This window comes from Streptomyces sp. NPDC052109, from assembly GCF_040680195.1.
GTDB lineage: Bacteria > Actinomycetota > Actinomycetes > Streptomycetales > Streptomycetaceae > Streptomyces.
Window position 1 is genome coordinate 525,170 of record NZ_JBFAWF010000001.1, and the last position, 26,127, is coordinate 551,296.

Below are 26,127 nucleotides of genomic sequence, written 5' to 3' on the forward strand. Positions count from 1 at the left end.
CGTCGGCGTGTCCACTGAACACGCCACATCCCCGTAAACCTCTTCCTCCCGGGCACCAGGTTGGCCGGGAGAGGTCGTCCGTGGTGTTTCTGGGCGGCTGGCCTGCGGGGGTGCCGTTTCTTCGAGCGAAAGAGAGATCCGCGTGTACGCCATCGTGCGCAGCGGTGGTCGCCAGCACAAGGTTGCTGTCGGCGACATCGTTGAGGTTGACAAGATTTCCACCGCCAAGGTTGGCGACACGGTCGAGCTCTCGACCCTGCTCGTTGTCGACGGCGACTCCGTGACCAGCGACCCGTGGGTGCTGGCCGGCATCAAGGTCCAGGCCGAGGTCGTGGACCACCACAAGGGCCAGAAGATCGACATTCTGCGCTACAAGAACAAGACCGGCTACCGTCGTCGGCAGGGCCACCGCCAGCAGTACACGGCGATCAAGGTCACGTCGATCCCCGCGGCTGCGAAGTAAGGGACTGAGGAGAAATGGCACACAAGAAGGGCGCATCGTCCACCCGGAACGGTCGCGACTCCAACGCCCAGCGGCTCGGCGTGAAGCGCTTCGGCGGTCAGGTCGTGAACGCGGGTGAGATCCTGGTCCGCCAGCGCGGCACCCACTTCCACCCCGGCGCCGGCGTCGGCCGTGGCGGCGACGACACGCTGTTCGCCCTGCAGGCCGGTGCGGTGGAGTTCGGTACCCACCGCGGCCGCAAGGTCGTGAACGTCGTTCCGGTTGCCTGATCAGGGCGTAGACCGAACGTTTCGCGAGGCGGACCTCACTTCCCGGTCGGGAAGGCGGGTCCGCCTTTCGCGTGTTACGCAAGAGACATTCCGTATGTATTTCTGGAGGCACTGAACCATGACCACCTTCGTGGACCGCGTCGAACTGCATGTCGCCGCGGGTAACGGAGGTCACGGCTGTGCCTCCGTACACCGCGAGAAGTTCAAGCCGCTCGGCGGCCCGGACGGCGGCAACGGCGGCCGCGGCGGTGACGTCATCCTCACCGTGGACCAGTCGATCACGACGCTGCTCGACTACCACCACTCCCCGCACCGCAAGGCCACCAACGGCAAGCCCGGCGAGGGCGGCCACCGCTCCGGCAAGGACGGCCAGGACCTGGTCCTGCCCGTGCCGGACGGCACGGTCGTGCTGGACAAGGCCGGCAATGTGCTCGCCGACCTCGTCGGCCACGGCACCTCGTACATCGCGGCGCAGGGCGGCCGCGGCGGCCTCGGCAACGCGGCACTGGCCTCCGCCCGCCGCAAGGCGCCCGGCTTCGCGCTGCTCGGCGAGCCCGGGGACCTGCACGACGTCGTCCTGGAGCTGAAGACCGTCGCGGACGTGGCGCTCGTCGGCTACCCGAGCGCCGGCAAGTCCTCGCTGATCTCCGTGCTCAGCGCGGCCAAGCCGAAGATCGCCGACTATCCCTTCACGACGCTCGTGCCGAACCTCGGTGTCGTCACGGCCGGTTCGACCGTCTACACCATCGCCGACGTGCCGGGTCTGATCCCGGGCGCCAGCCAGGGCAGGGGCCTGGGCCTGGAGTTCCTGCGGCATGTGGAGCGGTGCAGCGTGCTGGTGCACGTGCTGGACACCGCGACCCTGGAGTCCGAGCGCGACCCGGTCTCCGACCTCGACGTGATCGAGGAGGAACTGCGGCAGTACGGCGGCCTGGACAACCGGCCCCGGATCGTCGTCCTGAACAAGGTGGACGTGCCGGACGGCAAGGACCTCGCCGAGATGGTCCGCCCCGACCTGGAGGCCCGCGGCTACCGCGTCCTCGAGGTGTCGGCCGTCGCCCACATCGGGCTGCGCGAGCTGTCCTTCGTGCTCGGTGAGCTGGTCGCCAAGGCGCGCGCCGCGAAGCCGAAGGAGGAGGCGACCCGGATCGTCATCCGGCCCAAGGCCGTGGACGACGCCGGCTTCACCGTCACCCGCGAGGAGATCGGCGGCGAGGCGCTGTTCCGGGTGCGCGGCGAGAAGCCCGAGCGCTGGGTCCGCCAGACCGACTTCAACAACGACGAGGCCGTGGGCTACCTCGCCGACCGGCTCAACCGCCTCGGCGTCGAGCAGGAGTTGATGAAGGCGGGCGCCCGGGCCGGCGACGGTGTCGCGATCGGTCCCGAGGAGAACGCGGTCGTCTTCGACTGGGAGCCGACGGTCATGGCCGGTGCGGAGATGCTGGGCCGCCGCGGCGAGGACCACCGCTTCGACGCGCAGCGGCCCGCGGCGCAGCGCCGGCGGGACAAGCAGGCCGAGCGGGACGAGGCGCTGCGGGAGTACGACGAGTTCGACCCGTTCGAGTAGGAACGGGTCCCCGGTCGGCGGCCCGTTGGCCGAACGTGGGGCAGGCGCCGGCGGATGGCTGGGACGACCCGGCCCCGGCCCGGCGAGTCGTACCGTGCGACGCGGAGAGGATCTTGCACCTCACCGCGTCGCACCGCTCTTTCCCCATGACTCCCCGGAGCCGACGTGTCCTCGGCCGGCACACCCCGGGCGCGCCCGGCGCCGCGGTCTAGGGCCGGGTGACACCGTGGGACTCACCGGAGTCCCACGGCACTCTCAGGTAAGGCTCTTACCGTCCGTTGACCATGGAATCGGACATGGAATCGGACATGGAGACGGACTGTACGCGTCCCGCGCCCCTGCCGCCCGGCACCCGTCTGCTGCACATCGGCCCGCACAAAACCGGGACCACCGCCATCCAGGGCGCGCTGTTCGCCGCGAAGCACCGGATGGGGGAGTACGGTGTCGCGTTCCCGGCCCACACCCGGCATCCGATGGAAGCCGCCCTCGCCGCCTGCGCCCGGCCCGCCATGATGGGCGACCCGGTGCCCACCGACCGGCACTGGGGAAGGCTGCTGCAGCAGGTGGCGGCCACGGTCGGGCGGACCTCGGTGATCAGCAGCGAGTTCTTCGCCGACGCCGAGGGTGACGGGACGATCGCCCGGATCGTGGACCAGCTGGGCGGCGACCGGGTGCACGTGCTGGTCACGCTGCGTCCCCTGGTGAAGATCATGCCCTCGCAGTGGCAGCAGTACGTGCAGAACGGGCTGCGCATGGGCTACGCGGACTGGCTGGAGCACATGCTCCGCAAGCCGCCGTACGAGAGGCCCAATCCCAGTTTCTGGCACCGGCACCGGCACGACCGGCTGGTGGAGCGGTGGGCGCGGGCCGTCGGTGCGGAGCGGCTCACCGTGGTCGTGGTGGACGACCGTGACCGTGCCGGCCTGCCGCGCGCCTTCGAGGCGCTGCTCGGCCTGCCCGAGAATCTGCTCCAGCCGGTTCCGGACACGGCGAATCGTTCCCTTACCCTCGCCGAGACCGAAATGCTGCGGAATCTTAATGTCGAATTCCGCGCCAATGGACTGCCGGACGAGCTGTATTCACGTCTTGTCCGGGGCGGCGCCGTACTCCATATGAAGAACGCGTGCGCTCCGGAGCCCGGAGACGTGAAGATCGTGACCCCGCGCTGGGCGGTGCGGGCGGCGGCGGAGATCGCCGCCGAATCGGCCGCGCGGATCGCCGCGCTGGGCGTGCGCGTCCTCGGTGATCCGGCGCTGCTGTCCGCCGTCCCCGAACAGCCGGAACCCCGGCCGGCCGAGCCCCGGATCGCCCCGGAGGTCGCGGCCCGGGCGCTGTACGGAGCCCTTGCCGCCGTGGCCTCGGCACCGGGTGGCGGGGCCCCCGCGCGAACCGTGCACCAGACGTCGTCGAAGGACCTTCTGCGAGTACTCGGGCACCGCTGTCTGAAGCGTCTCGGACGGCGCTGAACGGGCCTGCGCCTTCCCCTGTGACCGAACTGTGGACCGACCTGTGGACTTACTCACAGCAAATTCACGGGGGTTCGCGACGCCCCGGCCGCAATCACCAGGAGTGCAAGGTGAATGACAGGTTGCGCTCACATATGCATGGGATGTCACTCACCTTGCACTGCGCTTACCAAAAGTGGGACCATTTCACGGTTCCCTGACGCCCCAAGGTAGGTCATCTGTGTCCCAGCACATAGCCAAGCCCCGAACCACCGCAGTGATCCTGGCCGGTGGCACCGGTCAGCGGGTGGGTCTGTCGATCCCCAAGCAGCTGCTGAAGATCGCCGGCAAGGCAGTCATCGAGCACACCCTGACCACCTTCGAGCAGGCGGACTCGATCGACGACGTCATCGTGCTGATGGCGCCGGGCTACGTGCCGGACGTCGAGAAGATCGTCGCCAAGGCCGGCTTCACCAAGGTGAAGAAGATCATCGAGGGCGGCTCGACGCGGAACGAGACCACCGAGCGCGCCATCTCCGCGCTGCGCGAGGGCCTGGCCGAGGGCGAGGACCTCAACGTCCTCTTCCACGACGCCGTACGCCCCTTGCTCTCGCGGCGCGTCATCGACGACTGCGTGGCCGCGCTGGAGCGTTACCAGGCCGTGGACGTGGCCATCCCCTCCGCGGACACCATCATCGTCACGCGCACCCACGGCGAGGACGGCGAGTTCATCACCGAGATCCCGGACCGCTCCCGGCTGCGCCGCGGCCAGACCCCGCAGGCCTTCAAGCTGTCCACGATCCGCCGCGCCTACGAGGTCGCCGCGGGCGACCCCAACTTCCAGGCCACGGACGACTGTTCCGTCGTGCTCAAGTACCTGCCGGACGTGCCGATCCACGTCGTCGCGGGCGACGAGTACAACATGAAGGTGACGCAGCCGGTCGACGTCTTCATCGCCGACAAGCTGTTCCAGCTGGCCTCCACCGCCGCGCCCGAGCAGCAGGGCGAGGACGCCTACCGCGACCTGCTCACCGGCAAGACCGCCGTGATCTTCGGCGGCTCCTACGGCATCGGCAAGGACATCGCCGAACTCGCCGAGTCCTACGGCGCGAACGTCTACGCGCTGGGCCGCTCCACCACCGGCACCCACGTGGAGAACCCGGAGGAGGTCGACGACGCGCTGTCCAAGGCGTATGCGGAGACCGGCCGGATCGACTACGTCGTGAACACCGCGGGCGTGCTGCGCATCGGCAAGCTCGCCGAGACCGACAACGCCACCATCGAGGAGGCGCTGAAGGTCAACTACCTGGCCCCGGTGCAGATCGCCCGGTCCAGCTACAAGTACCTCGCCGAGACCAAGGGCCAGCTGCTGCTCTACACCTCCAGCAGCTACACCCGCGGCCGCGCCGAGTACTCCCTGTACTCCTCCACCAAGGCCGCCATGGTGAACCTCACCCAGGCGCTGTCCGACGAGTGGGCCGGCGACGGCATCCGCGTCAACTGCATCAACCCCGAGCGCACCGCCACCCCGATGCGCACCAAGGCCTTCGGTCAGGAGCCCGCGGGCTCGCTGCTCTCCTCCGAGGCCGTGGCCCGTACGTCCCTGGACGTGCTGCTTTCGGAGCTGACGGGGCATGTCATCGACGTCCGTCAGCAGGACCCGACGGCGGGTGCGGCCCAGGCCTCCGGCTTCGAGCAGGCACTGGCCACTGTTCTGGACCGACAGGACGGCATGTAATAATTCGTCAATAACTTTATGGGAATTCAGGCCTCTGCCGCCGCTCATTTACCGGGCGTTAGCAGAGGCCTGAATCCGTACACCCCCGGCATTAATGAACAAAACCGGCACTCCCCTCCCAGAGCAGGTTTCTCCGTGATATCCACCGCTATTCGCGTCGCCCGGGTGGGCAGCGCGGCCGAGCTGGCCGCGGCGGCCCTCATGATCCTGGGCTTCCCGGCGCTCATGCTGGCCGCGCTCGTCCCGAGCGTGCCCGCCTTCGCGGCCCTGGCCGCCGTGACGTATCTGGCGGACCACTATCTGCACCGCAAGGGCAGCTACCTGATCAACCGCCTCAGCAAGATCCGGGCGGGTCTGTCGATCCGCTTCCTGATCCGGCAGCTGCTGCTGATCCTGCTGCTGGCCCGCCTGTCGCACGCGGACGACCTGATCTTCTACGGCGCCGTCGCCTGCTTCATCGCCTTCTACGGCCTCCAGGCCCCGCACGGCGCGCTGGTCACTCTCATCCGCAACCGCCGCCGGATGCCGGTCGCCACCCGCAACATCGACCTGAAGTCCCGCCTCCGTATCCCGGACGCCCCGCCGCGCCGGCTGCTGCACCGCAGCGCGGAGAAGATGCTCCACCTCGACCTGTTCGCGGTGATCGGCATCCTGGTGTCCGCCGGGCAGGACTCCCCGGCCGCGCCGGGCTTCATCGGCATCGGCCTGACCGTCGCCCTCGGCGTTCTGTACGTCGCCGTGCTGCTGCCGTACGTGCGCGGCCGGAAGGTCCCGCCGAAGGCCGACGTGGTCCTCGCCGCCGTCGACGACTGGCTGGCCTCCTACAGGCCCGAGACGGTCCTGTACTTCTCCGGCTCCAAGGACTCCGCCTACCAGGTCAACATGTGGCTGGAGACGATGGAGCAGCTGGAGTCCCGGCCGCTGATCATCCTCCGCGAGCGCGCCATCCTGAGCAACCTCGCGCCCACCACGGTCCCCGTCATCTGCGTGCCCGGAGGGGTGCACCTGATGAACCTGGACCTGTCGACGGTGCGCGTGGCCCTGTACGCGGCCAACGTCGGCAAGAACATCCACCTGCTGCGCGTGCCCACCATGAAGCACGTCTTCATCGGTCACGGCGACAGCGACAAGCTCGCCAGCGTCAACCCGTACAGCAAGGTCTACGACGAGGTGTGGACCGCCGGCCGCGCCGGCCGTGACCGCTACGCCCTCGCCGACGTCGGCATCCGCGACGACGACATCGTGGAGGTCGGCCGCCCGCAGCTCGCGCCCATCCAGACCTGGCAGGGCGTGCCGGAGGACCGCATGCCGACGGTTCTCTACGCGCCCACCTGGGAGGGCTGGGACGGCAACCCGGGGAACACCTCGATCGTGCTCGCCGGCGAGAACATCGTGAAGAGGCTGGTCACGGCCGACCCGCCGGTCCGCGTCCTGTACAAGCCGCACCCGTTCACCGGCACCGTCAGCAAGGAGGCCGGCGCCGCGCACCGGCGGATCACCGCGCTGGTCGAGAAGGCCGCCGCCGGGCGCGCCACCGACTCCCGCTTCACCGCCGACGGCACGGCGATGGAACAGGCCAAGGCCGAGCTGGCCCGGATCGAGGGCCGCCTGTCCCAGCTGGCCGCGGCCGGTGACGACAAGGGCGACGAGGCCGAGGCCACCCGCGACGGCGTCGTCGACGTGGCCAGGCACGAGGAGATCGCCCGGTTGCGCGCCGAGTGGAACACCGCCTACTGGCGCTCCTTCCCGTCGTACGAGCACCGCGTCATCACGGGCGCCGAGCCGCGCCTGTACGACTGCTTCAACGTCTCCGACGCGATGGTCTCCGACATCTCCTCCGTGGTCTCCGACTTCATCGCGAGCGGCAAGCCGTACGCGGTCACCGACTCCGGCGAGCTCGGTCACGAGGAGTTCAAGCGGCAGAACACGGCCGTGCGCGCCGCTGTGATCCTGTCCAACGGCGCGCGCGAGCTGGGCGGCCTGCTGGACGCCGTGCGCGATCCGTCCGCCGACCCGCTGATGGACGCCCGCACGGAGCTCAAGCAGTATCTGCTGGGCCCGGACGAGCCGAGGTCCATCGACCGGTTCAACGGCGCGGTGGCCGACCTGGCCCTCAAGTCCGAGGCCCGTAACGTCGGCCAGCAGGCCCGGCCGGGTGCCGCGAGCGCGGACCCCGCCGAGGCGGCCGAGCTGAGCAACGCGGTGCCCGGACAGCGCACCGTGTCCGCCGCTGACCCGGACGGTGTGAACGCGGGCTGACACGCGCCGTCACAAGGGGCCGGCCGCGGGAGCGATCCCGGGACCGGCCCCTTGAGTTGTCCGGATCCGTTGTTCAGGTTTCTTACCCGGCGCTTTTACCCGGGCCCCCGGCCGAAGGTGAGTGACTCTTACCGACCCTACGTACTGTCGGGTGGACAACCGCACCCTGTGTGACGTGCGCCACTCATTGCGGAGTGCAGGGCAACCGCTCCCACCTCCAGTCCGTCTAACAAGTGCCATTAAGGCGATACGGGGGAAATATCCTTTTGGTAAGTAAGGGGGAAGGGTGACCGTCGTGCCGCAGCCTGATGTGAGCGTGATCATCGGGGCGTACGAAGCGATGCCGTACCTGGTCGAGTGCCTGGCGTCCGTCGAGGCGCAGACCGTCGACCCGGAACGTCTCGAGGTCATCGCGGTCGACGACGGCTCGACGGACGGCACCGGGGAGTACCTGGAGGAGTTCGCCGCCCGGGCCCCCATGCACGTCACCGTGATCCGCCAGGAGAACTCCGGCGGCCCCAGCGGCCCCCGCAACGTCGGCCTCGGCAAGGCGGCCGGGCGGTACGTCTTCTTCCTCGACGCCGACGACCGGCTCGGCCCCGAGGCCCTTCAGCGCATGGTCGCCATGGCCGACGAGAACGGCACCGACGTGGTGCTCGGCAAGGTCGAGGGCGTCAACCGCATCCCGCCGAAGTCCATGTGGGGCAAGACCCTCGGCCGTACCGACGTCTTCTCCTCCAACATCAAGTTCACGCTGAGCGCGCAGAAGCTGTTCCGCCGCGAACTGCTGGACAAGCACGGCATGCGCTTCGACGAGTCGCTGTTCACCGGCGAGGACGCCCTGTTCACCATGGAGGCGTACCTGCGCGCCAACGGCGTCTCCGTCCTCGCCGACTACCCCTGCTACTACCTGGTCGGCCGCGACGACGGCAAGCACGTGACCAAGAGCGGCAGCTACACCCTGCGCTTCGACTCCGCGCGCGCCCTGATGACGCTCATCGCCGACATGGTCCCGGCCGGCGACAGGCGCGACCGGCTCATGGTCCGGCCCTTCCTGATCACCCTGCTGCCGCAGTTCGGGCCGAAGTTCCTCAAGGACGGCGAGAAGGTCCGCCGGCACAAGCTGGAGCTGGCCAAGCCCCTGATGGACGCCTACTGGACGCCCGGTGTGGCCCGGCGTCTGAAGGTGCACGAGCGACTGCGGCTGCACCTGGTCGCCCTGCAGCGCCCCGATCTGCTGGTGGACGTCGTGGAGTTCGTCAGGGCGAAGAGGCAGCCCGACGCGATCCTGGAGAAGCGCGGCACCCGGGTCTACTTCGCCTACCCGCACTTCCGTTCCAGCACGGCCGGCATCGCCGACGACATCTACCTCGCCGAGCCCCGCGAGGCCCGAGCCGTCCACGGCTATCGCGAGGCCGCCGCCACCTCCTTCCTGCGCCGGGCCCTGCGCAAGGTCCGGCGGATGCTGTCGGCGAAGGACTTCAAGGCGGCGGCCTGAGCCACGCCGGGGCGGGCGGGCCCGCGCGGCCTCGACGCGGCCGTGCAGGTCCCCGGCTCGCTACTGCTTGCCCGACTGCAGCGCCCGCCGCAGCGGTCGGCCCACCACCCGGCGGGCGCGCCGGTAGACGGAGGCGGTGGGCGCGGCGGCAGCGCCCTGCGCCGTGCGCGACCGGGCGAGCTCCTTGCGCAACTTCGCGTTGTCGTCGGTCAGTTCGCTGACCCGGGCGTGCAGTCACCCGAACCGGCTGGTCAGCGAGGCGAGGTCGGTGTCGTTCCACGGCCGGATGCCCGGCGGGAACGACAGTGACCGCATCCGCTCCTCGAAGGCGGCACCGCCGTCGCCGTGCGTGAAGGTGTTCCGCAGCCCGTTCTTGTCCAGGAAGCCGGCGAACCGGTCGAAGCGCTCCCGGTGATTGCCGACGAGACCGCCGAGGTCCGCCTCCTCGTACAGCCGCGCCGGGTCCGCCGCCTCCGGGTCCTTGACGGCCCTGTCCAGCCGCTGGTGCGGGATCTCGAAGTACCGGCACAGCTCCAGCGTGCGCGAGTCCCCGCACAGCACGGTCGCCGGCGTCCCCGCCGGCAGCGCGGCGATGTTGCCGTGGATGCGGGACCCGAAGGAGAAGTCGAAGCCGCGCAGATGGTCCCGCCAATGCAGATGCCGGGCGTCGCTGAGGTTCTGGCCGATGAACCGCAGACGCGGTTAGCGCGCGTGAGTACGGCCGACGATCCGGTCCAGGCCCTGCTTCTGCACCGCGCTGTGCGAACCGTTGACCGCGATCCGCGACTCGGCGGTCAGCGCCGGCACCCGCTTGCGGACGTCGAGTGCGGAGCCGTACAGGAACATCGACGGGCAGCCGATGACCTCCGCGTCACGGAAGCCCATGTCGCGCAGATACCGCTCGGTGAACTCGCCACGCACGCCGATCGACGCGCTGCGCTCCAGCACCGCCGCGCAGAACTCGCGCACCGACTGTTCCATCGGCTTGAGCCGGGCCGGGTTGTAGCTCGCCCCGGTCTGCGCGCCGACGCCCAGCACCACGACGGGGATCCTGAGCTTGCCGATCAGCCGCTTCAGCCGGTTCAGTTGCCGTTCGAAGGACGTCCGGAAGGCGTTGGCCGGCGGGATGACGAAGGCGTCGTACTCCTCGTTGACGCGGGCGGCCGCGGCCAGGTCCGTGCCGATGCCGTTGGAGACGACCTCGGTGTCCGGCGTCTCGAGGATCTTGTGCGCCGCGTCGCTGAAGATCAGGTTGCCCGCGTTGGTGGCGATGACGTCCCGGTGCAGGGCGTCCTCGGCGGACAGGACGTCATACGGGCTCTTGCCCGACCTCAGCAGAACGCGCTTGACGGACTTCACAGGGCGAACGGTGTGTGACACAAACTTCAACTTATGTTTGCGTCAGCTTTAATTTCTATACGCAACCAGTACAGCCTTTTTGCCGTACGCCCATCGTGAGCGAACGACTGCGCAGTGGCTGTCCGGAGCCTGGACCGGTGGGCGCGGAACGATCCACTTCGCGTAGATTGCCGTTACGGGCAGCCGGAATCCCGCGCGGGTGCACGAGGGGAACAGAGGGCAAGGTGGCAAGGCTGAGGCAGGCCGTGGGCGAGGCCCGCAGGATCGTCGTCAAGGTGGGCTCCTCCTCGCTGACCACCGCGGCCGGCGGACTGGACGCCGACCGCGTCGACGCGCTGGTCGACGTGCTGGCCAAGAGCCGCAGCGGTGGAGAGCGGGAGGTCGTCCTCGTCTCCTCCGGAGCCATCGCCGCCGGGCTCGCCCCCCTCGGACTGCGCCGCCGCCCGCGGGACCTCGCCCGCCAGCAGGCCGCCGCCAGCGTCGGCCAGGGTCTGCTCGTCGCCCGCTACACCGCCTCCTTCGCCCGCTACGGCGTCCGGGTCGGCCAAGTCCTGCTCACCAGCGACGACATGAGCCGCCGCGCCCACCACCGCAACGCCTCCCGCACCCTCGACAAGCTCCTCGCGATGGGCGCCTTCCCGATCGTGAACGAGAACGACACCGTCGCCACCGACGAGATCCGCTTCGGTGACAACGATCGCCTCGCCGCCCTGGTCGCCCACCTGGTCCACGCCGACCTCCTCGTCCTCCTCTCCGACGTGGACGGCGTCTACGACGGTGACCCCAGCAGGCCCGGCACCTCCCGGATAGCGGAAGTGAAGGGCCCGGAGGACCTCGCGGGCGTCGAGATCGGCAGCGCGGGCAAGGCCGGCGTCGGCACCGGTGGCATGGTCACCAAGGTCGAGGCCGCCAGGATCGCGGCCGCCGCCGGCATCCCCGTGGTCCTCACCAGCGCCGTGCACGCGGCGGAGGCCCTGAGCGGCGGCGACACCGGCACCTACTTCCACCCCGCCGGCAAGCGGTCCGCCGACCGGCTCCTGTGGCTCCAGCACGCCTCCACTCCGCAGGGCGCGCTGACCCTGGACGACGGGGCGGTGGACGCCGTCGTCAAGCGGCGCAAGTCGCTGCTGCCCGCCGGAATCGCCGCCGTGGAGGGCGATTTCAGCGCCGGCGACCCCGTAGAACTGCGCGACACGTCGGGGCGCGCGGTGGCCCGGGGGCTCGTCAGCTTCGACGCCAAGGAGATCCCCCTGCTGATCGGGCGTTCGACCCGCGAGCTGGCCCGGGAGCTCGGTCCGGCGTACGAACGCGAGGTCGTACACAGGGACGACCTGGTGCTCCTGAACGCGTAACACTCGCAGAACCGCTCGTAAACGGGGCGTATGGAGCGCCCCCGGTGGGGGACGTTCCGTAAAACCACCACGCGGAGCCCGGCGGCCTGCTCAACTTTGTGTTGGGGACTGTTGCAGGAACACGTTCCGTCAAAGGGCCGAGCGAGCCAAGCGTGAAGGAGGCCGTCGTGGGACGAGCGCGCCCTGGGGCGACGTCGCGCGGTGCTCTGACGAGCGTCGCGGCCGGGGACGCCTACGAGGAGCCCAGGGATCTGCCCCGGCTCTGGCACGTCACCCTCAGCGTCTCCGGGAAGCAGGTCCCCCTGCCGGACCTGCGGCGGGCCCTGGAACAACTGGCCCATGACCACCCCTTCCTGCTGACCAGCAGATACGCCCCCGACCACGCCGAGATCCGGTACTGGGAAGAGGCCCGCGACCTGCACGACGCCGCCGCCGTCGCCCTGCGTCTGTGGGGCGAACACCGGCAGAGCGCCGGCCTCCCGCCCTGGGAGATCGTCGGCCTGGAGGTCATCGACCGCGAGACCTACCACCACCGCATCGCCGAGGGCTACGGCCCGGCACCGGCCACACCGGTGGGGGTACATCCGTTCTGACCAGGGCCCGGGGCTCGGGGCATGCGCATGGGTGCGGCCGGGGGGCGCGGTGAGCGGGCGCGCGCCGGAGTGCGCGGGACGGGCGGGCGGGCGCGGCGCGTGGTACAGGTGGCGCCCCACGGGCGGGCGGACCGGCCCGGGTGTGTGCCGGGAGAGCGGTTCACCCCCTTTTGGGGTGTCTCGCGGTATGGGACGACGGCTGAACGCTCCCGCCTGGCGCACTACCCTTCCCTCATGACCACGCTCTCGCCGTACGACGCCATGTCCCCGGTCACCCAGGCCGCCTACCGGGCCAAGGCCGCTGCCGCCGACCTGGCGCCGCTCCCGCGCGCCGAGAAGGACGACGCGCTGCTCGCCATCGCCGACGCCCTGGAGGTCCGGACCAGCGAGATCGTCGAGGCCAACGCCCAGGACGTCGCCACCGCCCGGGAGAACGGCACCAGCGAGGCCATCGTCGACCGGCTCACCCTCACCCCCGAGCGGGTCCGCGCCATCGCCGCGGACGTCCGCGACGTGGCCAAGCTGCCCGACCCGGTCGGCGAGATCGTCCGCGGCTCCACCCTCCCCAACGGCATCGACCTGCGCCAGGTCCGCGTCCCGCTGGGCGTCGTCGGCATCATCTACGAGGCCCGGCCGAACGTCACCGTGGACGCCGCCGCCCTCTGCCTGAAGTCCGGCAACGCCGTCCTGCTGCGCGGCTCCGCCTCCGCGTACGAGTCCAACACCGCTCTCGTCCGCGTCATCCGGGACGCCGTCGGCGGCTCCGGGCTGCCCGCCGACGCCGTCCAGCTGGTGCCCGGCGAGAGCCGCGAGTCCGTGCGCGAGCTGATGCGGGCCAGGGGACTGGTCGACGTCCTCATCCCGCGCGGCGGCGCCTCCCTGATCCAGACCGTGGTCAACGAGTCCACCGTCCCGGTGATCGAGACCGGCACCGGCAACTGCCACGTCTACGTCGACGCGGCCGCCGACATCGACATGGCGATCGACATCCTGATCAACTCCAAGGCACAGCGGGTCAGCGTCTGCAACGCCGCCGAGACCCTGCTCGTCCACCAGGACATCGCCCCCGCGTTCCTGCCGCGCGCCCTCGACGCCCTCGCCGAGGCCGGCGTCACCGTGCACGCCGACGAGCGCGTGCTGGCCTACGCCAAGGACTCCAAGGCGACCGTCGTGGAGGCCGTGGCCGAGGACTGGGAGACCGAGTACCTCTCGTACGACATCGCCGCCGCCGTCGTCGACTCCCTCGACAGGGCGGTCGAACACATCCGGCTGTGGACCTCCGGCCACACCGAGGCGATCGTCACCACCTCCCAGCAGGCCGCCCGCCGCTTCACCCAGCTGGTCGACTCCACGACCGTCGCCGTGAACGCCTCGACCCGCTTCACCGACGGCGGCCAGTTCGGCTTCGGCGCCGAGATCGGCATCTCCACCCAGAAGCTGCACGCCCGCGGGCCGATGGGTCTGCCGGAGCTGACCAGCACGAAGTACATCGTCACCGGCGACGGTCACGTGCGCCCCTGAGGATCACCCGCCCGGCCGTACGTCCCGCAGACGGCGGGCGGCCGGAACGGTGTCTCACCAGTCAGACGAATTTCCATACCGTCTGCCCAAATTGACCCCCCGGGACTACTCTGGAGGCGTGCCGGAGGACGTGGGGGGCACGCCGTTCCCTGACGGCTGGGAGCCCGACGACGACCATGACCACGGGGTGTCGGACGAAGAGTTCGCCTCCGTGGTCTTCGACGAGGCCTTCGTACAGGCGGCCACGGTCCATGAGCCGACCGCCGTCGAACGCCTCCTGGCCGCCGCGCAGGCCAGAGCCGAGGCCTCCGAGGCGGAGGCCCGCCGCGCTCACGCCCGAGGCGAGCGGTACGACGACAAGTACGCCTCCGAGGGCACCGATCTCGGCCAAGATCGGGACGACGAGCTGGAGGACACCTACGTCCTCGACGACCGGCACGGACTCTTCGGCGCCTACGGCAGACAGGTCCGCTGGCGCCGGCCCGTCGCCTGGGTGCTCGCCGTCGTGATGGGCATCGGCATGGTCGCCCTGGCCTTCGCCGCCGTCTACCGGGGCGGCTCGGCCGGCACCCGCGACGGGGTTCCCGCGCCCGCCCCGACCGGCCTGGAACAGGGCAGCGCCGCCGCGCCCTCCGCCTCCGCCGAGTTCTCCCAGCCGGCGGCCTCGGCCACCCCGCGCACCCCGTGAACTCCCGGCGCCACTCTTGGTGAGCACCTGTCAGAAGTTGTCGCGTAGCAGGGCGTTTACCTGAGGCTCCCGAGACCTACTCTGAAGGTATGGGCGGGCCAGGCGACCCACCGGAGGGCACACCCGAGGGCGGCCCCGGAGGTGGCGAGGACGAGTACCGATCCGTCGTGTTCGACGAGTCGTTCGTCCGTGCTGCCCGCCTCCAGGAGTACTCCGCCGAGGAGCGGATGGCCGATCACGCGCCCGCCGTGCGCCGCCGTCCGCCCCTGCATCGCGGGCTGACCCGGCAGGCCCTGATCCTCGTCCTGCTGATCGCCGTCGCCTTCGCCACCGCCATCTACATGGGCGTCCGGCATCCCTACGGCTCCCCGCAGACCCGGAGCCCCGTCGAGCCCCTGCGGATGACGGTGATCCCGCTCGCGCCCACGGGCAAGGTGCCCGGCACCGCCGACGCCGAATACCTGTACGCGCACAGCCCCGCCGCCCAGTTCGAGGTCGGCGCCGAGGGCATACCGCTGCCGGCCTCCCGCGCCACCGCCCACTTCTCCGACAGCCAGGTGGTGACCGCGCTCACCACCGCCAAGGACTACATCGTCAGCTCCTCGCTCTACCCCGAGGTCGTCACCGGCCGCCAGGTCCGTCCCGCCCGGTCCCTCCTCGACGCCGACCAGTTCGACCAGTTCGACCAGAGCTTCGACCACCCGGCGGCGGACGGACGGCACGCCCCCACCGGCTGGCTGGTCCGCCTGGACCCCTCCCGCGCCCAGCTCGCCGACGACCGGATCCGCGTCCAGGGCGACCTCAGGGCCAGCGAGGCCGACTCGGGCACGCTGGAGGTCACCGCCGACCACACCTTCGTCTACGCCCTGCGCCCCACCGGTGCCGCGGCGAACGCGCCCGTGTCCCTGTTCACCGTGCGCCGCGAGCTGACCTTCCGCTTCACCCGGGACGACCTGCGCACCCGCCAGCTCCAGCTGGTCACGTCCTACGTCCAGGCCGGCCCCCTCGCCTGCGCCGAGGACTCCTCCGCCTACCTCCGCCCCCTCCTGGCCGGCCAGACGGCCCACACCGGTGGCCCCGCAGGCACCGACCCCTACGAGACGGACAGCCCCGCGGCCCTGTGCGGGACGCTGGCCGCCGGGGCCGAGCCGAAGGTGTGAGCGGGCTTTTCCGCGGCAGGCCGCGTTGAGAGGCGGTGCAGGTCCTCCGGTGCGGTGTTTCCCCGGCACCCGGGACCGCTCTCCCGGGCTGAGGAGAGTCCGGCACCGCCGGTCCCCGCCGTCGTGGCTGAGCGCCGTCGCGGCGGGATGAAGTCACCCCTCCTGAGGAGGTGCGTCCGTCGGGCCCTCCTGCGCCGGGGGCGGGCTGCGGAAACCGTCGAAGCCGCGGCGGACCCGGCCGCCCAGGTCGCCCGCGCCGCCCGCGAGGTCCGTGACCAGCTTCATCAGCGGATCCTTGGAGGCCTTCACATCGCTCGCGTAGCTGGCCGCCGTCTCGCGGAAGGAGTCGCCGACCGAGGTGTCCTTGTCCTCGTCGCGCCGCGCGTAGTGGCCGTCCATGATCCGCTGGAAGTCCCGCGACTCCGCCCACTTCTTCAGCTCGGCCGCACGGATCGTGGCGAAGGGGTGCGAGCGCGGCAGCACGTTCAGGATCTTCAGCACCGAGTCGCGCAGATCGCCCCCGGATTCGTACTCCTCCGCCTGCTCCAGGAACGCGTCCACGTTCATCTCGTGCAGATGGTTACCGCCCGCGATCTTCATCAGGCCGCGCATCGAGGCTTGCACGTCCTGCCCCACCAGCAGCCCCGCCCGGTCCGCCGACAGCTCCGACTTGCGGAACCACTCCCTGAGCGCCGTGATGATCGCCATGATCGCGAAGTTGCCCAGCGGGATCCAGGCGACCTTCAGGGCGAGGCTGGTCAGGAACAGCAGGATCGTGCGGTACACGGAGTGCCCGGACAGCGCGTGTCCCACCTCGTGTCCGACGACCGCCCGCATCTCCTCCTCGTCGAGGAGTTCCACGAGTCCCGTGGTGACCACGATGATCGGCTCGTCCAGGCCGATGCACATCGCGTTCGGCTGCGGATCCTGATTGACGTACATCGGCGGGACCTTCTCCAGGTCCAGGATGTAACAGGCGTCCAGCAGCATGTCGTGCAGGTGCTGGAACTGCCGCTCGGAGACGCGCACCGAGTCGGACAGGAACAGCAGCCTCAGGCTCCGCTCGGGCAGCAGCCCGCTGAGCGCCTTGAAGACGGTGTCGAATCCGCTCAGCTTGCGCAGCGCGACCAGGGCCGAGCGGTCGGCGGGATGCTCGTAGGCACGCGAGGAGATCCCGGGGAAGCGCCTGCGCTGCCTGCTCGGCACGCGCTCGTGCCCCGTCTCCCGCTGGCCGTCGTCGGACATGTCTTCCCCCATGTGCGTGTGAGTGCCCACTGTGCCCCCGAGGCGGAGCCCAGCCTAGGCGGAGATACCCTCGACGGGCAGTACAGCCTAAGGAGTCCAGTCATGGAGCATCACCCCGCAGCCGCCTGGCTGACCGAGGCCGCCACGAGCGCCGTCCAACAGCACGGGTCGGGCAATCTGCTCCGCATCGTCCTGGTCGTGATGTTCCTGGGCTGTGCACTGACCGCCTGGTTCCTGCTGAGCGGCTACAAGCGGAAAGACGACTGACAGCCGGCGAAAGTTCCCCCGGCGTCCCCAACGGCGGAGTCGGCGTGATCGTCTCGAGGCCGCCCGCATACGATGAGCCGACATCTTTATCCCGCCCACACGCGTTAGGTCCTGCCGAAGATGAGCCTTCACAGCGCCGCAGCCCCGTTGGTCACCCTCGCCGAAGCCGAGGGCGGCCACCACAACAGCCTCAACCCGGCCGTCACCGGGGGCAGCGCCCTGGTCATCCTGCTGCTCCTGCTGTGGATCACCACCCGCTTCAACCGCGACCGCTGACCCGGGACCCCGTCCCCGGCCGGACCTCAGAGACCGGGCCGGTAGGGTCTGCACGCATGGGAGAGCAGGACATGCCTACCGGTCCGGCACGCGAGACCGCCGACGACACGGTGAAGCGCCCGCAGTACCGGCAGTACCGGCCGGGCCACGGCCCCGCCCGCACGGGCAAGCGACGCCTCGGCGTCATGGGCGGGACCTTCGACCCGATCCACCACGGGCACCTCGTGGCGGCCAGCGAGGTCGCCGCACAGTTCCAGCTGGACGAGGTGGTCTTCGTGCCCACCGGCCAGCCGTGGCAGAAGTCCCACCGCAAGGTCTCCCCGGCCGAGGACCGCTACCTGATGACGGTCATCGCGACCGCCGAGAACCCGCAGTTCTCCGTCAGCCGCATCGACATCGACCGCGGCGGCCCCACCTACACCGTGGACACCCTGCGCGACCTGCGCGCCCTCAACCCCGACACCGACCTGTTCTTCATCACGGGAGCCGACGCCCTCGCCCAGCTGCTGACCTGGCGGGACAGCGAGGAGCTGTTCTCCCTCTCCCACTTCATCGGTGTCACCCGGCCCGGCCACCACCTGACCGACCCGGGCCTGCCGGAAGGCGGCGTCTCGCTCGTCGAAGTTCCCGCGCTCGCCATCTCCTCCACAGACTGCCGTGCGAGAGTCGCCAAGGGGGACCCCATCTGGTACATGGTGCCGGACGGAGTCGTGCGCTACATCGACAAGCGCGAGCTGTACCGCGGCGAGTGAGCCGAGAGGGGCACCGGTGAACGACCGATACGACGCGGGTGAGGCCGGCTACGGCGCAGGCCCGTACGAACTCGTCGGCTACGACGAGTACGGCCAGCCCATGTACCGGCAGGTCCCGGCACAACAGGCACCGCAGGCACAGCAGACGACCTACGACCCGTACGCCCAGCAGCAGGGCTACGGCTACGACCCCTACGCCACCGGCCAGCAGCCGCCGGTGCCTTCCTCCTACGACACCGGCCGCCGGCCGCCCGCGTACGACCCCTACGGGGCCCGGACCCCGTACGACCCCTACGGCACCGGCACGCACCAATCCGCCGGCCACGACCCCTACGGGCAGGCCGCGACCAGCGGGCAGCAGCCCCGGGTCACCGAGCAGACCGCCTACATCCCGCAGCAGGCCGGACCCGCGGAGGACCCCCACGCCCCGGCCCGGCCCGAGGAGCCGCGGGACGGGGGCGAACGGGACTACCACACCGAGCAGTTCGCGTTCGTCGAGGAGCCGGACGGCGACTCCGAGGACGTCATCGACTGGCTGAAGTTCACCGAGAACCGCACCGAGCGCCGCGAGGAGGCGCGCCGCCGCGCCCGCAGCCGGATCATCGCCCTCCTCGTCGTCCTCGCCCTCGTCGCCGTCGGTGGCGTCGGCTACCTCTGGTACGCGGGCAAGCTGCCCGGCCTGTCCTCCTCCGGCTCCAAGCCCGGCGCCGCCACGCCGGTCAGCGCCCAGAAGCGCGACGTGATCGTCGTGCACCTGCACAACACCGGCAAGGGCGGCACCTCCACCGCGCTGCTGGTCGACAACACCACCACCAAGCAGGGCAGCACCGTGCTGCTGCCCAACTCCCTCGCCCTCAGCGACGACGACGGCTCCACCACGACCCTCGCCAAGTCGGTGGACGACGACGGCGCCTCCGGCACCCGCGACCAGCTCGGCACCGTCCTCGGCACCGACATCCAGGGCACCTGGCGGCTCGACACCCCCTACCTGCAGAACCTGGTCGACCTGGTCGGCAACATCGACATCGACACCAACACCGACGTGCCCGACCCGGACGCCAAGAAGAAGGGCAGCGAGCCGATCGTCCACAAGGGCAGCGCCCAGACCCTCAGCGGCAAAATGGCCGTCGCCTACGCCACGTACCGCGCCGCCGGCGAGGACCAGAACGCCCAGCTGGAGCGGTTCGGCCAGGTCATGCAGGGCGTGCTGCGCAAGCTGTCCTCGGACCCGTCTGCGGCCACGACCACCGTGCAGACCCTCGCGCAGATCCTCGATCCGCCGCTCACCGACAAGGACCTGGGCACCTTCCTCGCCAAGCTCGCCGACCTCGCCAAGAGCGGCGCCTACAAGACGGCCCTGCTGCCCGTGCAGGCCGACGGCACCTTGAGCGCGAGGACCAGCGACAGCGTGGTGAAGGACATCCTCGGCGGCACCGCCAAGAGCCCCGACGCCGGCTCCGCGGTCCGGGTCTCGGTGCAGAACGCCACCGGAGTGAGGGACGACACCGAGAAGGCCCGCGTGGTGCTGCTCAACGGCGGCTTCACCTTCCTGGAGGGCGGTACCGTCTCCGGCACCCAGGCCACCTCGAAGGTGGTCTATTCGGACCCCGCCCACAAGTCGGACGCCGGCGAGGTGGCCAAGACCCTCGGCCTCCCGGCCGGTGCCGTGGCCAAGGGAACCGTCACCTCCGGCGCCGACGTCTCGGTCGTCCTCGGTCAGGACTACAAGCCCGGCACCTCGTGACCGGGGCCCGCGCACCCCTCGTGCCGGTGTGATCACGTGGGGTGCGCCGGTCGGGCCGTGAGACCCTTGAGGTCCAGTGACCGCCGACCGAAAGCTTCGTAGTGACCGCCACCGACCGTTCTCTTGAGCTCATCCACACCGCCGCCCAGGCAGCGGCCGACAAGCTCGCCCACGACGTCATCGCCTACGACGTCAGCGACGTGCTGTCGATCACGGACGCCTTCCTGCTGGCCTCCGCGCCGAACGACCGCCAGGTCAAGGCCATCGTCGACGAGATCGAGGAGCGCCTGCTGAAGGAACTCGGCGCCAAGCCGGTGCGCCGCGAGGGCGACCGCGAGTCCCGCTGGATCCTGCTCGACTACGTCGACATCGTCGTCCACGTCCAGCACAGCGAGGAGCGGGTCTTCTACGCCCTGGAGCGGCTGTGGAAGGACTGCCCCGAGCTGGAGCTGCCCGCCGACGCCAAGGCCACCCGCGGCAAGGCGGAGGAGCACGCCAGGCTGCAGGCCGCCGAGGCCGAGCACGAGCCGGGCGGGGACTGGTGATGAGCTCCACCGGCGAGGTGACCGACCGCAAGAACCGCGGCCGCCGCATCATCCTGTGGCGGCACGGCCAGACCGCCTGGAACGTCGAGCGCCGCTTCCAGGGCAGCACGGACGTCGCGCTGACCGAGACCGGCGTCGGCCAGGCCCGCCGCGCCGCCCGGTTGCTGGCCTCCCTGGGCCCCGACGCGATCATCTCATCGGACCTGCAGCGGGCGGCGAACACGGCCGCCGAGCTGGCCACCCTCACCGGCCTCGACGTCACCCGCGAGGAAGGCCTGCGCGAGACCTACGCGGGCGTCTGGCAGGGGCTGACACACGAGGAGATCATCGTCCGTCACGGCGAGGAGTACGCCGCCTGGAAGCGCGGCGAGGCCGTCCGCCGCGGCGGCGGCGAACTGGAGACCGAGGTCGCCGACCGCGCCGCACCCGTCGTCCTGCGGCACGCCGAGAAGCTGCCCGAGGACGGCACCCTCGTCGTCGTCAGCCACGGCGGCACCATCCGCACCACCATCGGCCGGCTCCTCGGTCTGGAGGCCCGGCACTGGGAGAGCCTCGGCGGGCTCTCCAACTGCTGCTGGTCCGTGCTCGGCGAAGGCGCCCGCGGCTGGCGTCTGCTGGAACACAACGCGGGCACCCTCCCGGAGCCCGTCCTCGGCGACGACGACTGAGCCTCCGGAGACTCCCGGACCCCGGATTTCACTTTCTGGCAGGTCACAGGCTAAAGTTCTTCTTGTTCGCCCCGCCGAGCGGGGCGAGCAGGACATGCGGCTCCGCCGCGTGGCGCAAGGGGCTATAGCTCAGTTGGTAGAGCGCCTGCATGGCATGCAGGAGGTCAGGAGTTCAATTCTCCTTAGCTCCACTGATCGGCACTCTGTTGAGTTGTCGAAGATCGGTGACGAAGGTCCCGTCCCTGTCAGGGGGCGGGACCTTCTGCGTTCCGGCGACGGACGTGCCCCACGTCCCCGTGTGCCGGACCACACCCGCTCCCGTCGCCCCGCAGCAGCGCGTAGGGGGTCCGGTGCGGAGGGACCCCTCCGCAGGCCGGTGGCTGCCACGGGGGAGCGGTCCTGTGCGCCGGTTGCGCGGGCTGAGGAGCCGGACTCGCGCTCGCCTTCGGTCCCACGCTCACCGGCGCGCTCGCCACCGTGCGGCCGGAGGACGTCGCGGACGCCGGCGGTCTGCCTGCGGCGGTCACCCGGCTCGGCGGCTGATCGGCGGGGCGTCCTTCGGCACACTGTTCCTGAACCGGCTTGAGTCAATCGGGGCCCGGCGCCCGTACACCTCCGCGGAGGCGTTCTCGGTGTGTGTCTGGGCGTCGGCCCCAGCGGCCGCGACGGGTGCCGTGTCCGGACTGGTACTGAGGCGTCGCTGACCGTATTGCTCCGGCCGTGGCAGAATCAAACGGCCGGAAGGGGGCGCGGCCCGACGGGAGGGAGTAGCGATGCCTGCGAGCATCCTTGGGGAGGTCGGCCACCTCCTCGGTGCGGCGTTGATACGGGACACGACCACCCGACTGAGCTGCCCTTCCTGTGGTTCCGCGCATGTCGCCCAAGTCCTGGGCGACAACGGCGGGATCTCCTACGTGTGCACGGCCTGCGGCCACAGCTGGAGCTGATCGATGGGTGCACACAGGCGAAAGTGCGACTGGTGTGGGAGCGGTACACCGATCGTCCGTGACATGGAGCCGATCAATCCCGACTACCAGTACTGGTGCGAGGAATGCGCGCGGGCGCTGATCATAAAAGGCGACCCGATCGAGACGTACCGGGAACTGGAGGGTGAGCCGATCTACGGCCGCCTTCTCGAAGAGCACTGCACACTCAAGCGGTTCTACTCCTTCGTGACGGCCTGACGCCCGGCCACGTCGTTGCCGTGCCCCGGCAACGATGTCAATGCCAGGACTCCTTGGTGTGGTTCGTGCCACGGGCCGCGGTTCGGTGACCGCGTGTCCACGGCTCGGGGCTGCGGGGGGATCACGCGCCGGCGCGCACCGCACGCTCCCGCCGCCCGCACAAGCAGCGCAGGGCCGCCCCCCGCCTCGCACCACCTGGCCTGCGCCGCGGCCCGCCAGACGGCATCCACGCGCGCGTAGCCGACGGGCCATGGCGACACGCCCACGACCACAAAAGCCGACATAAGGGAACGTATCAGTGCGAAGCTGAAACCGATTTGGTGCTGCGTCCCCGGCCCTGTAATGTTTACGTCGTCGCCGGGGGACCGGGCGAAACAACAAAACAAGGGGCTATAGCTCAGTTGGTAGAGCGCCTGCATGGCATGCAGGAGGTCAGGAGTTCAATTCTCCTTAGCTCCACAGAAGTCGAAGGCGGACCATCCCGATGGATGGTCCGCCTTCGGCGTGTTGCGGCAAGGGCCCAACCGCACGAAGGGGGTGGGTCACCCGGCTCGGATGACCCACCCCCTTCCTCTGCTCAGCGGCCGAGAGCGCGCCGGCCGCGGCCCTGGGAGACCACCGGCAGGTTGCGGGACGGTGCCTGCCCGCGTGTGTCCTCCTCGATGCGCAGGGCCAGCGCGGGGCAGCGGCGCACCGCCCGCAGCGCCTTGGCCTCCGCGTAACGCGGCACCTGCGCCTGGGCGACGGTCGGGAAACCGTCGGCGCCGAGTTCGAACACCTCGGGGAGGATGTCGGCGCACAGGCCGTGACCCCGGCACAGCGTCCAGTCGACGTAGATCTTCTGGCGGCTCGCGCCGGTCTCCTCGGGCTCTCCGCCGCCCGGGATGCCCGTGGGGACCTTGCCGCCCTCGAAGAGCGGCAGAACGCCCTCCACGGGCCGTCCGCAGCCGTTCCCGAGGACATGGGCGGCCAGGTCGTCGGTGAACGCCTTGATGGTCGACTCCAGGAACATCGCCGAACCGTCCGGGTGCGAACACGCGCCCCGGCGCTTGACGTTCTTCGCGACCTGCTTCAGGGCCTCCAGGGCCGCCGGGCCGCCGCCGTTGAGGATGTCCTCCATGCCGCGTGCGGCGGCCGGCAGTCCGAGGTAGCAGGGGCCGCACTGGCCCGCGCTCTCCTCGGCCAGCCACTGCGCCACCCGCAGCGACTCGCCCAGCGGGCAGGTCTCCTGGGTGATCGGAAGGATCGCGCCCGCGCCCAGCGAACCGCCCACCGCGTCCAGTGAGTTGCGGGAGACGATCGCCTCGTTGACGGTCGCCGCGTCGATCCACTTGCCGTGGTAGCCGCCGGTCAGCACGCCCTGCGGCACCGGCGGAGCGCCCGCCAGCTGCAGCACGTAGCGCAACGGGACGCCCGTGGGGACCTCGATCACCATCGGGCGGGCGACCGCGCCGGACACGGTGAGCATGACGGTGCCGGGTTCGTCGTAAAGGCCGGTGTTGCCGTAGCGCTCGGGGCCGATGCGGGCGGCGATGGCCAGCTGCGCGAACGTCTCCGCGTTCGACAGCAGCGTGGGCGCGCCGCCGACACCGCTCTGCGAGGCGCTGATCTTGCGGCCGGGCGGGATCGCGGGTCCACCGTCGACCGAGCGGATCAGCGAGGCGGCGGCGCCGGTGACCATGCGCACAGGGTTGCGCTGCACCCACGCGCGTAGCGCGGATCTACGGCTGTTGCTCAGCCCGCGTTCGGCGAGCGCGGCCTCCATGGAACGCTGCGTGGACTCGCGTGTGACACCGATCACGAGCGTCCGCGCGCCGAGCGCCTCGGCGCACAGCAGCGCGCCGTCCAGGATCAGGTGCGGAGCGCGGTTGATGAGCACCGTGTCCTTGCGGCAGGCCGGTTCGTCCTCGCTGCCGTTGACCACCACGACCGGCCGCACTCCGCGCTTGATCGCCGACTCGGCGACCGAACGCAGCTTCTTGTGGAAGGGGAAGCCCGCGCCGCCGCGGCCCTTGAGGTTGATGCGTTCGGCGAGCTGTGCGAGCTGCTCGCCGCCGAGCGGGTCGAGCGGCCCGTGCACCTTCAGGTGCATGGGCAGGTCGAGCCGCTCCACAAGGTCGAAACCCGACGTGAGTTGCGGAAGGCCGACCACGCGGACTTCGGGGACGTCGGGCAGGGCCTCGTTCACTTAAAGCCTCCGGACGGCATGTTCCAGGGTTCGCCCGAACCCGGTGTGTCGAAGGACGCGCCGGGCAGCGGTTCGGCGGCGGGACCGCTGGTGTACGTGTCACTGGCGTTGTACGCGCCATAGAGGCCGTTTGTCTCACCGGTGTCGTACATGTCACTTCCGCCGTATGCCGCAGTGCCCGGATTGCCGTAGACGGGGATGGCCTGTCCGGTGTCCTGGAGCGGGTCGTACGCGGACGGCGGGGCCTCGCCGACCGGCGGCGGGGAGGGGATGGGCCAGCTGCCCGAGGTGCTGGAGGCGCCGTCCACACGCGGGATGGCCTCCGTGGCCTGCATGTCCAGCGGCAGGTCCATGCGCGCGGTCTGTCCGGCCGCGTACGCCGGCTGGGAGCGGCCCGGAGTGGAGACGGCGCGGTAGGCGGCCGCGAAGCCCGACGCGGGTTCGGGGGCGGGCGTGGCGGGGGACTGGTAGAGCGGCGCGGACGGGGCGGCTGCCGCCCTGAACTCGCGCCGGCCCTCGAAGCCCGCCGGCCCTGCTTCGGCCACCCGGGAACGGCTCGCGTCCAGCTCCTCCAGCCCCGGCCGCTCCGAACTGCCGAACAGCGCCACCAGTCGGTCGGCGACCTTGCGCTTGACCGGGCGCGGGGCGGCGCGGAGAGCGAGGGCGGCCATCACGCCCAGGAGCGAAAGGCCGTAGGAGATCACGAAGAACGGCTTCGCCGCGCGCCCCGCGTACAGGCCGTGGATCAGCGCCGCACACCAGGCCGGGTAGGCCAGCATGTGCATCGCCCGCCAGCGGGCGGCGACCGGGGCCGGGGTGGCGAAATTGCTGCGCAGGGCGCCCGTGACGCCCACGAAGATCATCAACAGGCCCGCCATCGAGCCCAGTCCGATCAGGCCGCCGATCCCGGTGATGCCGAGCGAGAACGGGATGATCGCGGCGATCGCCTTCGTGTGGCCGAGCGCGACCTTCGTGGTGATGTGCAGCAGCAGGAACGCGATCGACGCGACCCCCAGCGTGCGGTGCACCGCCTGGCCGACGATCCGCTGCCGGATGTTCAGGAAGATCCGGTCCTGCGCGAACAGGCCCCAGATCACCGAGCAGCTGAGCGAGACGAGGGACAACACGCCCGCGCCGAAGTTCAGGAAGTCGCGGAACTGGTTGCCGCCGACCAGCACGACCACGGGTATGAGCAGCAGGACGACAGCCGACGCCACCCCATAGGCCGAGCGGCCGGGTTTGGGGAGGGAGCTGGTACTACGACGAGGGTTCATGGGGGCAACTCCGAGCAGTTTCGGGAAAGCGGTCCCGCTGCCGAACTCTAAGTGGAGCCATACCGATCAGTA

At 70.4% G+C, this 26,127-nt stretch carries 26 protein-coding genes, 2 tRNA genes and 1 pseudogene; 23 read left to right on the plus strand and 6 right to left on the minus strand.

Features of this window, described 5'->3' with window-relative positions; genetic code table 11:
* Positions 1-142: 142 nt before the first annotated feature.
* From rplU to AB0L59_RS02420, 7 genes are all read left to right on the plus strand, one after another.
* On the plus strand, positions 143-463 hold the full coding sequence (gene rplU, locus AB0L59_RS02390) for a 50S ribosomal protein L21 (RefSeq protein ID WP_030653874.1): 321 nt from the start codon (positions 143-145) through the stop codon (positions 461-463).
* A 14-nt stretch (positions 464-477) separates the two neighbouring features.
* Positions 478-732 (plus strand): 50S ribosomal protein L27, encoded by a 255-nt coding sequence (gene rpmA / locus AB0L59_RS02395; RefSeq protein WP_055703572.1) that lies wholly within the window; start codon positions 478-480, stop codon positions 730-732.
* Positions 733-850: 118 nt separating this feature from the next.
* Positions 851-2,299 (plus strand): GTPase ObgE, encoded by a 1,449-nt coding sequence (obgE, locus tag AB0L59_RS02400; RefSeq protein ID WP_365578332.1) that lies wholly within the window; start codon positions 851-853, stop codon positions 2,297-2,299.
* Positions 2,300-2,607: 308 nt separating this feature from the next.
* Complete coding sequence (locus AB0L59_RS02405; RefSeq protein WP_365578334.1) at positions 2,608-3,765, plus strand: hypothetical protein; 1,158 nt, start codon at positions 2,608-2,610, stop codon at positions 3,763-3,765.
* A gap of 220 nt (positions 3,766-3,985) precedes the next feature.
* Positions 3,986-5,482 carry a bifunctional cytidylyltransferase/SDR family oxidoreductase gene (locus AB0L59_RS02410; protein ID WP_365578336.1) on the plus strand — a complete coding sequence of 499 codons (1,497 nt, stop codon included), beginning with the start codon at positions 3,986-3,988 and terminating at the stop codon, positions 5,480-5,482.
* Positions 5,483-5,617: 135 nt separating this feature from the next.
* On the plus strand, positions 5,618-7,741 hold the full coding sequence (locus tag AB0L59_RS02415) for a hypothetical protein (RefSeq protein WP_365578338.1): 2,124 nt from the start codon (positions 5,618-5,620) through the stop codon (positions 7,739-7,741).
* A gap of 286 nt (positions 7,742-8,027) precedes the next feature.
* Entirely contained in the window at positions 8,028-9,239 is a 1,212-nt protein-coding gene (locus tag AB0L59_RS02420; protein ID WP_365578340.1) for a glycosyltransferase, read from the plus strand.
* A 60-nt stretch (positions 9,240-9,299) separates the two neighbouring features.
* On the opposite strand, the gene AB0L59_RS02425 is transcribed toward AB0L59_RS02420, so the two are convergent.
* The 3 genes from AB0L59_RS02425 to AB0L59_RS02435 all read right to left on the minus strand — a co-directional run bounded on the left by AB0L59_RS02425 (position 9,300) and on the right by AB0L59_RS02435 (position 10,598).
* Positions 9,300-9,431: a hypothetical protein gene (locus AB0L59_RS02425; protein ID WP_365578342.1), complete on the minus strand. Its 132-nt coding sequence runs from the start codon at positions 9,429-9,431 to the stop codon at positions 9,300-9,302.
* Between the two features lie 42 nt (positions 9,432-9,473).
* Complete coding sequence (locus AB0L59_RS02430; RefSeq protein WP_365578344.1) at positions 9,474-9,800, minus strand: hypothetical protein; 327 nt, start codon at positions 9,798-9,800, stop codon at positions 9,474-9,476.
* A 141-nt stretch (positions 9,801-9,941) separates the two neighbouring features.
* Positions 9,942-10,598: a polysaccharide pyruvyl transferase family protein gene (locus tag AB0L59_RS02435; RefSeq protein WP_365578346.1), complete on the minus strand. Its 657-nt coding sequence runs from the start codon at positions 10,596-10,598 to the stop codon at positions 9,942-9,944.
* Between the two features lie 245 nt (positions 10,599-10,843).
* Between AB0L59_RS02435 and proB the strand changes: the two genes are divergently transcribed.
* The 5 genes from proB to AB0L59_RS02460 all read left to right on the plus strand — a co-directional run bounded on the left by proB (position 10,844) and on the right by AB0L59_RS02460 (position 15,912).
* Positions 10,844-11,950 carry a glutamate 5-kinase gene (gene proB / locus AB0L59_RS02440; protein WP_365579475.1) on the plus strand — a complete coding sequence of 369 codons (1,107 nt, stop codon included), beginning with the start codon at positions 10,844-10,846 and terminating at the stop codon, positions 11,948-11,950.
* A 167-nt stretch (positions 11,951-12,117) separates the two neighbouring features.
* On the plus strand, positions 12,118-12,543 hold the full coding sequence (locus tag AB0L59_RS02445; RefSeq protein ID WP_365578348.1) for a hypothetical protein: 426 nt from the start codon (positions 12,118-12,120) through the stop codon (positions 12,541-12,543).
* 234 nt (positions 12,544-12,777) lie between these two features.
* Complete coding sequence (locus AB0L59_RS02450; RefSeq protein WP_365578350.1) at positions 12,778-14,064, plus strand: glutamate-5-semialdehyde dehydrogenase; 1,287 nt, start codon at positions 12,778-12,780, stop codon at positions 14,062-14,064.
* Positions 14,065-14,155: 91 nt separating this feature from the next.
* Positions 14,156-14,752, plus strand: a complete 597-nt coding sequence (locus tag AB0L59_RS02455; RefSeq protein ID WP_365578352.1) for a hypothetical protein — start codon at positions 14,156-14,158, stop codon at positions 14,750-14,752.
* 89 nt (positions 14,753-14,841) lie between these two features.
* The gene (locus AB0L59_RS02460; RefSeq protein WP_365578353.1) at positions 14,842-15,912 is read left to right on the plus strand and encodes a hypothetical protein; all 1,071 of its coding nucleotides are present in this window, start codon (positions 14,842-14,844) and stop codon (positions 15,910-15,912) included.
* 153 nt (positions 15,913-16,065) lie between these two features.
* Here AB0L59_RS02460 and AB0L59_RS02465 read toward each other — a convergent pair whose 3' ends face one another.
* Positions 16,066-17,157, minus strand: coding sequence for a M48 family metallopeptidase (locus AB0L59_RS02465; RefSeq protein WP_365578355.1), 1,092 nt, complete (start codon positions 17,155-17,157; stop codon positions 16,066-16,068).
* A gap of 102 nt (positions 17,158-17,259) precedes the next feature.
* On the opposite strand from AB0L59_RS02465, the gene AB0L59_RS02470 reads away from it, so the two are divergent.
* The 11 genes and pseudogenes from AB0L59_RS02470 (at position 17,260) to AB0L59_RS02520 (ending at position 23,052) form a co-directional block, all read left to right on the plus strand.
* The gene (locus AB0L59_RS02470) at positions 17,260-17,424 is read left to right on the plus strand and encodes a hypothetical protein (RefSeq protein ID WP_365578357.1); all 165 of its coding nucleotides are present in this window, start codon (positions 17,260-17,262) and stop codon (positions 17,422-17,424) included.
* 120 nt (positions 17,425-17,544) lie between these two features.
* A complete protein-coding gene (locus AB0L59_RS02475; RefSeq protein ID WP_365578359.1) occupies positions 17,545-17,700 on the plus strand; it encodes a hypothetical protein in 156 nt (51 codons plus the stop codon).
* 56 nt (positions 17,701-17,756) lie between these two features.
* Entirely contained in the window at positions 17,757-18,452 is a 696-nt protein-coding gene (gene nadD / locus AB0L59_RS02480) for a nicotinate-nucleotide adenylyltransferase (protein ID WP_365578361.1), read from the plus strand.
* Between the two features lie 16 nt (positions 18,453-18,468).
* Positions 18,469-20,196, plus strand: a complete 1,728-nt coding sequence (locus AB0L59_RS02485; protein ID WP_365578363.1) for an LCP family protein — start codon at positions 18,469-18,471, stop codon at positions 20,194-20,196.
* A gap of 101 nt (positions 20,197-20,297) precedes the next feature.
* Positions 20,298-20,741, plus strand: a complete 444-nt coding sequence (gene rsfS / locus AB0L59_RS02490) for a ribosome silencing factor (RefSeq protein WP_365578365.1) — start codon at positions 20,298-20,300, stop codon at positions 20,739-20,741.
* A complete protein-coding gene (locus AB0L59_RS02495) occupies positions 20,741-21,409 on the plus strand; it encodes a histidine phosphatase family protein (RefSeq protein ID WP_365578367.1) in 669 nt (222 codons plus the stop codon). Before rsfS ends, AB0L59_RS02495 begins: the two co-directional genes overlap by 1 nt.
* A gap of 118 nt (positions 21,410-21,527) precedes the next feature.
* A tRNA-Ala gene (locus AB0L59_RS02500) sits at positions 21,528-21,600 on the plus strand.
* Between the two features lie 184 nt (positions 21,601-21,784).
* A pseudogene (locus AB0L59_RS02505) lies at positions 21,785-22,113 on the plus strand (MFS transporter); the annotation flags it as partial.
* 69 nt (positions 22,114-22,182) lie between these two features.
* Positions 22,183-22,356 (plus strand): hypothetical protein, encoded by a 174-nt coding sequence (locus tag AB0L59_RS02510; protein WP_107121669.1) that lies wholly within the window; start codon positions 22,183-22,185, stop codon positions 22,354-22,356.
* 3 nt (positions 22,357-22,359) lie between these two features.
* A complete protein-coding gene (locus AB0L59_RS02515) occupies positions 22,360-22,593 on the plus strand; it encodes a hypothetical protein (RefSeq protein ID WP_006136074.1) in 234 nt (77 codons plus the stop codon).
* Positions 22,594-22,979: 386 nt separating this feature from the next.
* Positions 22,980-23,052: transfer RNA gene (locus AB0L59_RS02520), tRNA-Ala, on the plus strand.
* Positions 23,053-23,170: 118 nt separating this feature from the next.
* Here AB0L59_RS02520 and AB0L59_RS02525 read toward each other — a convergent pair.
* Positions 23,171-24,781: an NADH-ubiquinone oxidoreductase-F iron-sulfur binding region domain-containing protein gene (locus tag AB0L59_RS02525; RefSeq protein WP_365578369.1), complete on the minus strand. Its 1,611-nt coding sequence runs from the start codon at positions 24,779-24,781 to the stop codon at positions 23,171-23,173.
* Positions 24,778-26,055 (minus strand): cytochrome b/b6 domain-containing protein, encoded by a 1,278-nt coding sequence (locus AB0L59_RS02530; RefSeq protein ID WP_365578371.1) that lies wholly within the window; start codon positions 26,053-26,055, stop codon positions 24,778-24,780. The genes AB0L59_RS02525 and AB0L59_RS02530 overlap by 4 nt, the downstream gene beginning before the upstream one ends.
* Positions 26,056-26,127: the final 72 nt, after the last annotated feature.

Coding starts and splice junctions, on each gene's coding strand:
- AB0L59_RS02530 (WP_365578371.1), bottom strand. CDS start 26,055: ATGAACCCTCGTCGTAGTACCAGCTCCCTCCCCAAACCCGGCCGCTCG.
- AB0L59_RS02510 (WP_107121669.1), top strand. CDS start 22,183: ATGCCTGCGAGCATCCTTGGGGAGGTCGGCCACCTCCTCGGTGCGGCG.
- AB0L59_RS02405 (WP_365578334.1), top strand. CDS start 2,608: ATGGAGACGGACTGTACGCGTCCCGCGCCCCTGCCGCCCGGCACCCGT.
- rpmA (WP_055703572.1), top strand. CDS start 478: ATGGCACACAAGAAGGGCGCATCGTCCACCCGGAACGGTCGCGACTCC.
- AB0L59_RS02495 (WP_365578367.1), top strand. CDS start 20,741: ATGAGCTCCACCGGCGAGGTGACCGACCGCAAGAACCGCGGCCGCCGC.
- nadD (WP_365578361.1), top strand. CDS start 17,757: ATGGGAGAGCAGGACATGCCTACCGGTCCGGCACGCGAGACCGCCGAC.
- AB0L59_RS02465 (WP_365578355.1), bottom strand. CDS start 17,157: ATGTCCGACGACGGCCAGCGGGAGACGGGGCACGAGCGCGTGCCGAGC.
- obgE (WP_365578332.1), top strand. CDS start 851: ATGACCACCTTCGTGGACCGCGTCGAACTGCATGTCGCCGCGGGTAAC.
- AB0L59_RS02450 (WP_365578350.1), top strand. CDS start 12,778: ATGACCACGCTCTCGCCGTACGACGCCATGTCCCCGGTCACCCAGGCC.
- AB0L59_RS02475 (WP_365578359.1), top strand. CDS start 17,545: ATGAGCCTTCACAGCGCCGCAGCCCCGTTGGTCACCCTCGCCGAAGCC.
- AB0L59_RS02460 (WP_365578353.1), top strand. CDS start 14,842: ATGGGCGGGCCAGGCGACCCACCGGAGGGCACACCCGAGGGCGGCCCC.
- AB0L59_RS02470 (WP_365578357.1), top strand. CDS start 17,260: ATGGAGCATCACCCCGCAGCCGCCTGGCTGACCGAGGCCGCCACGAGC.
- AB0L59_RS02515 (WP_006136074.1), top strand. CDS start 22,360: ATGGGTGCACACAGGCGAAAGTGCGACTGGTGTGGGAGCGGTACACCG.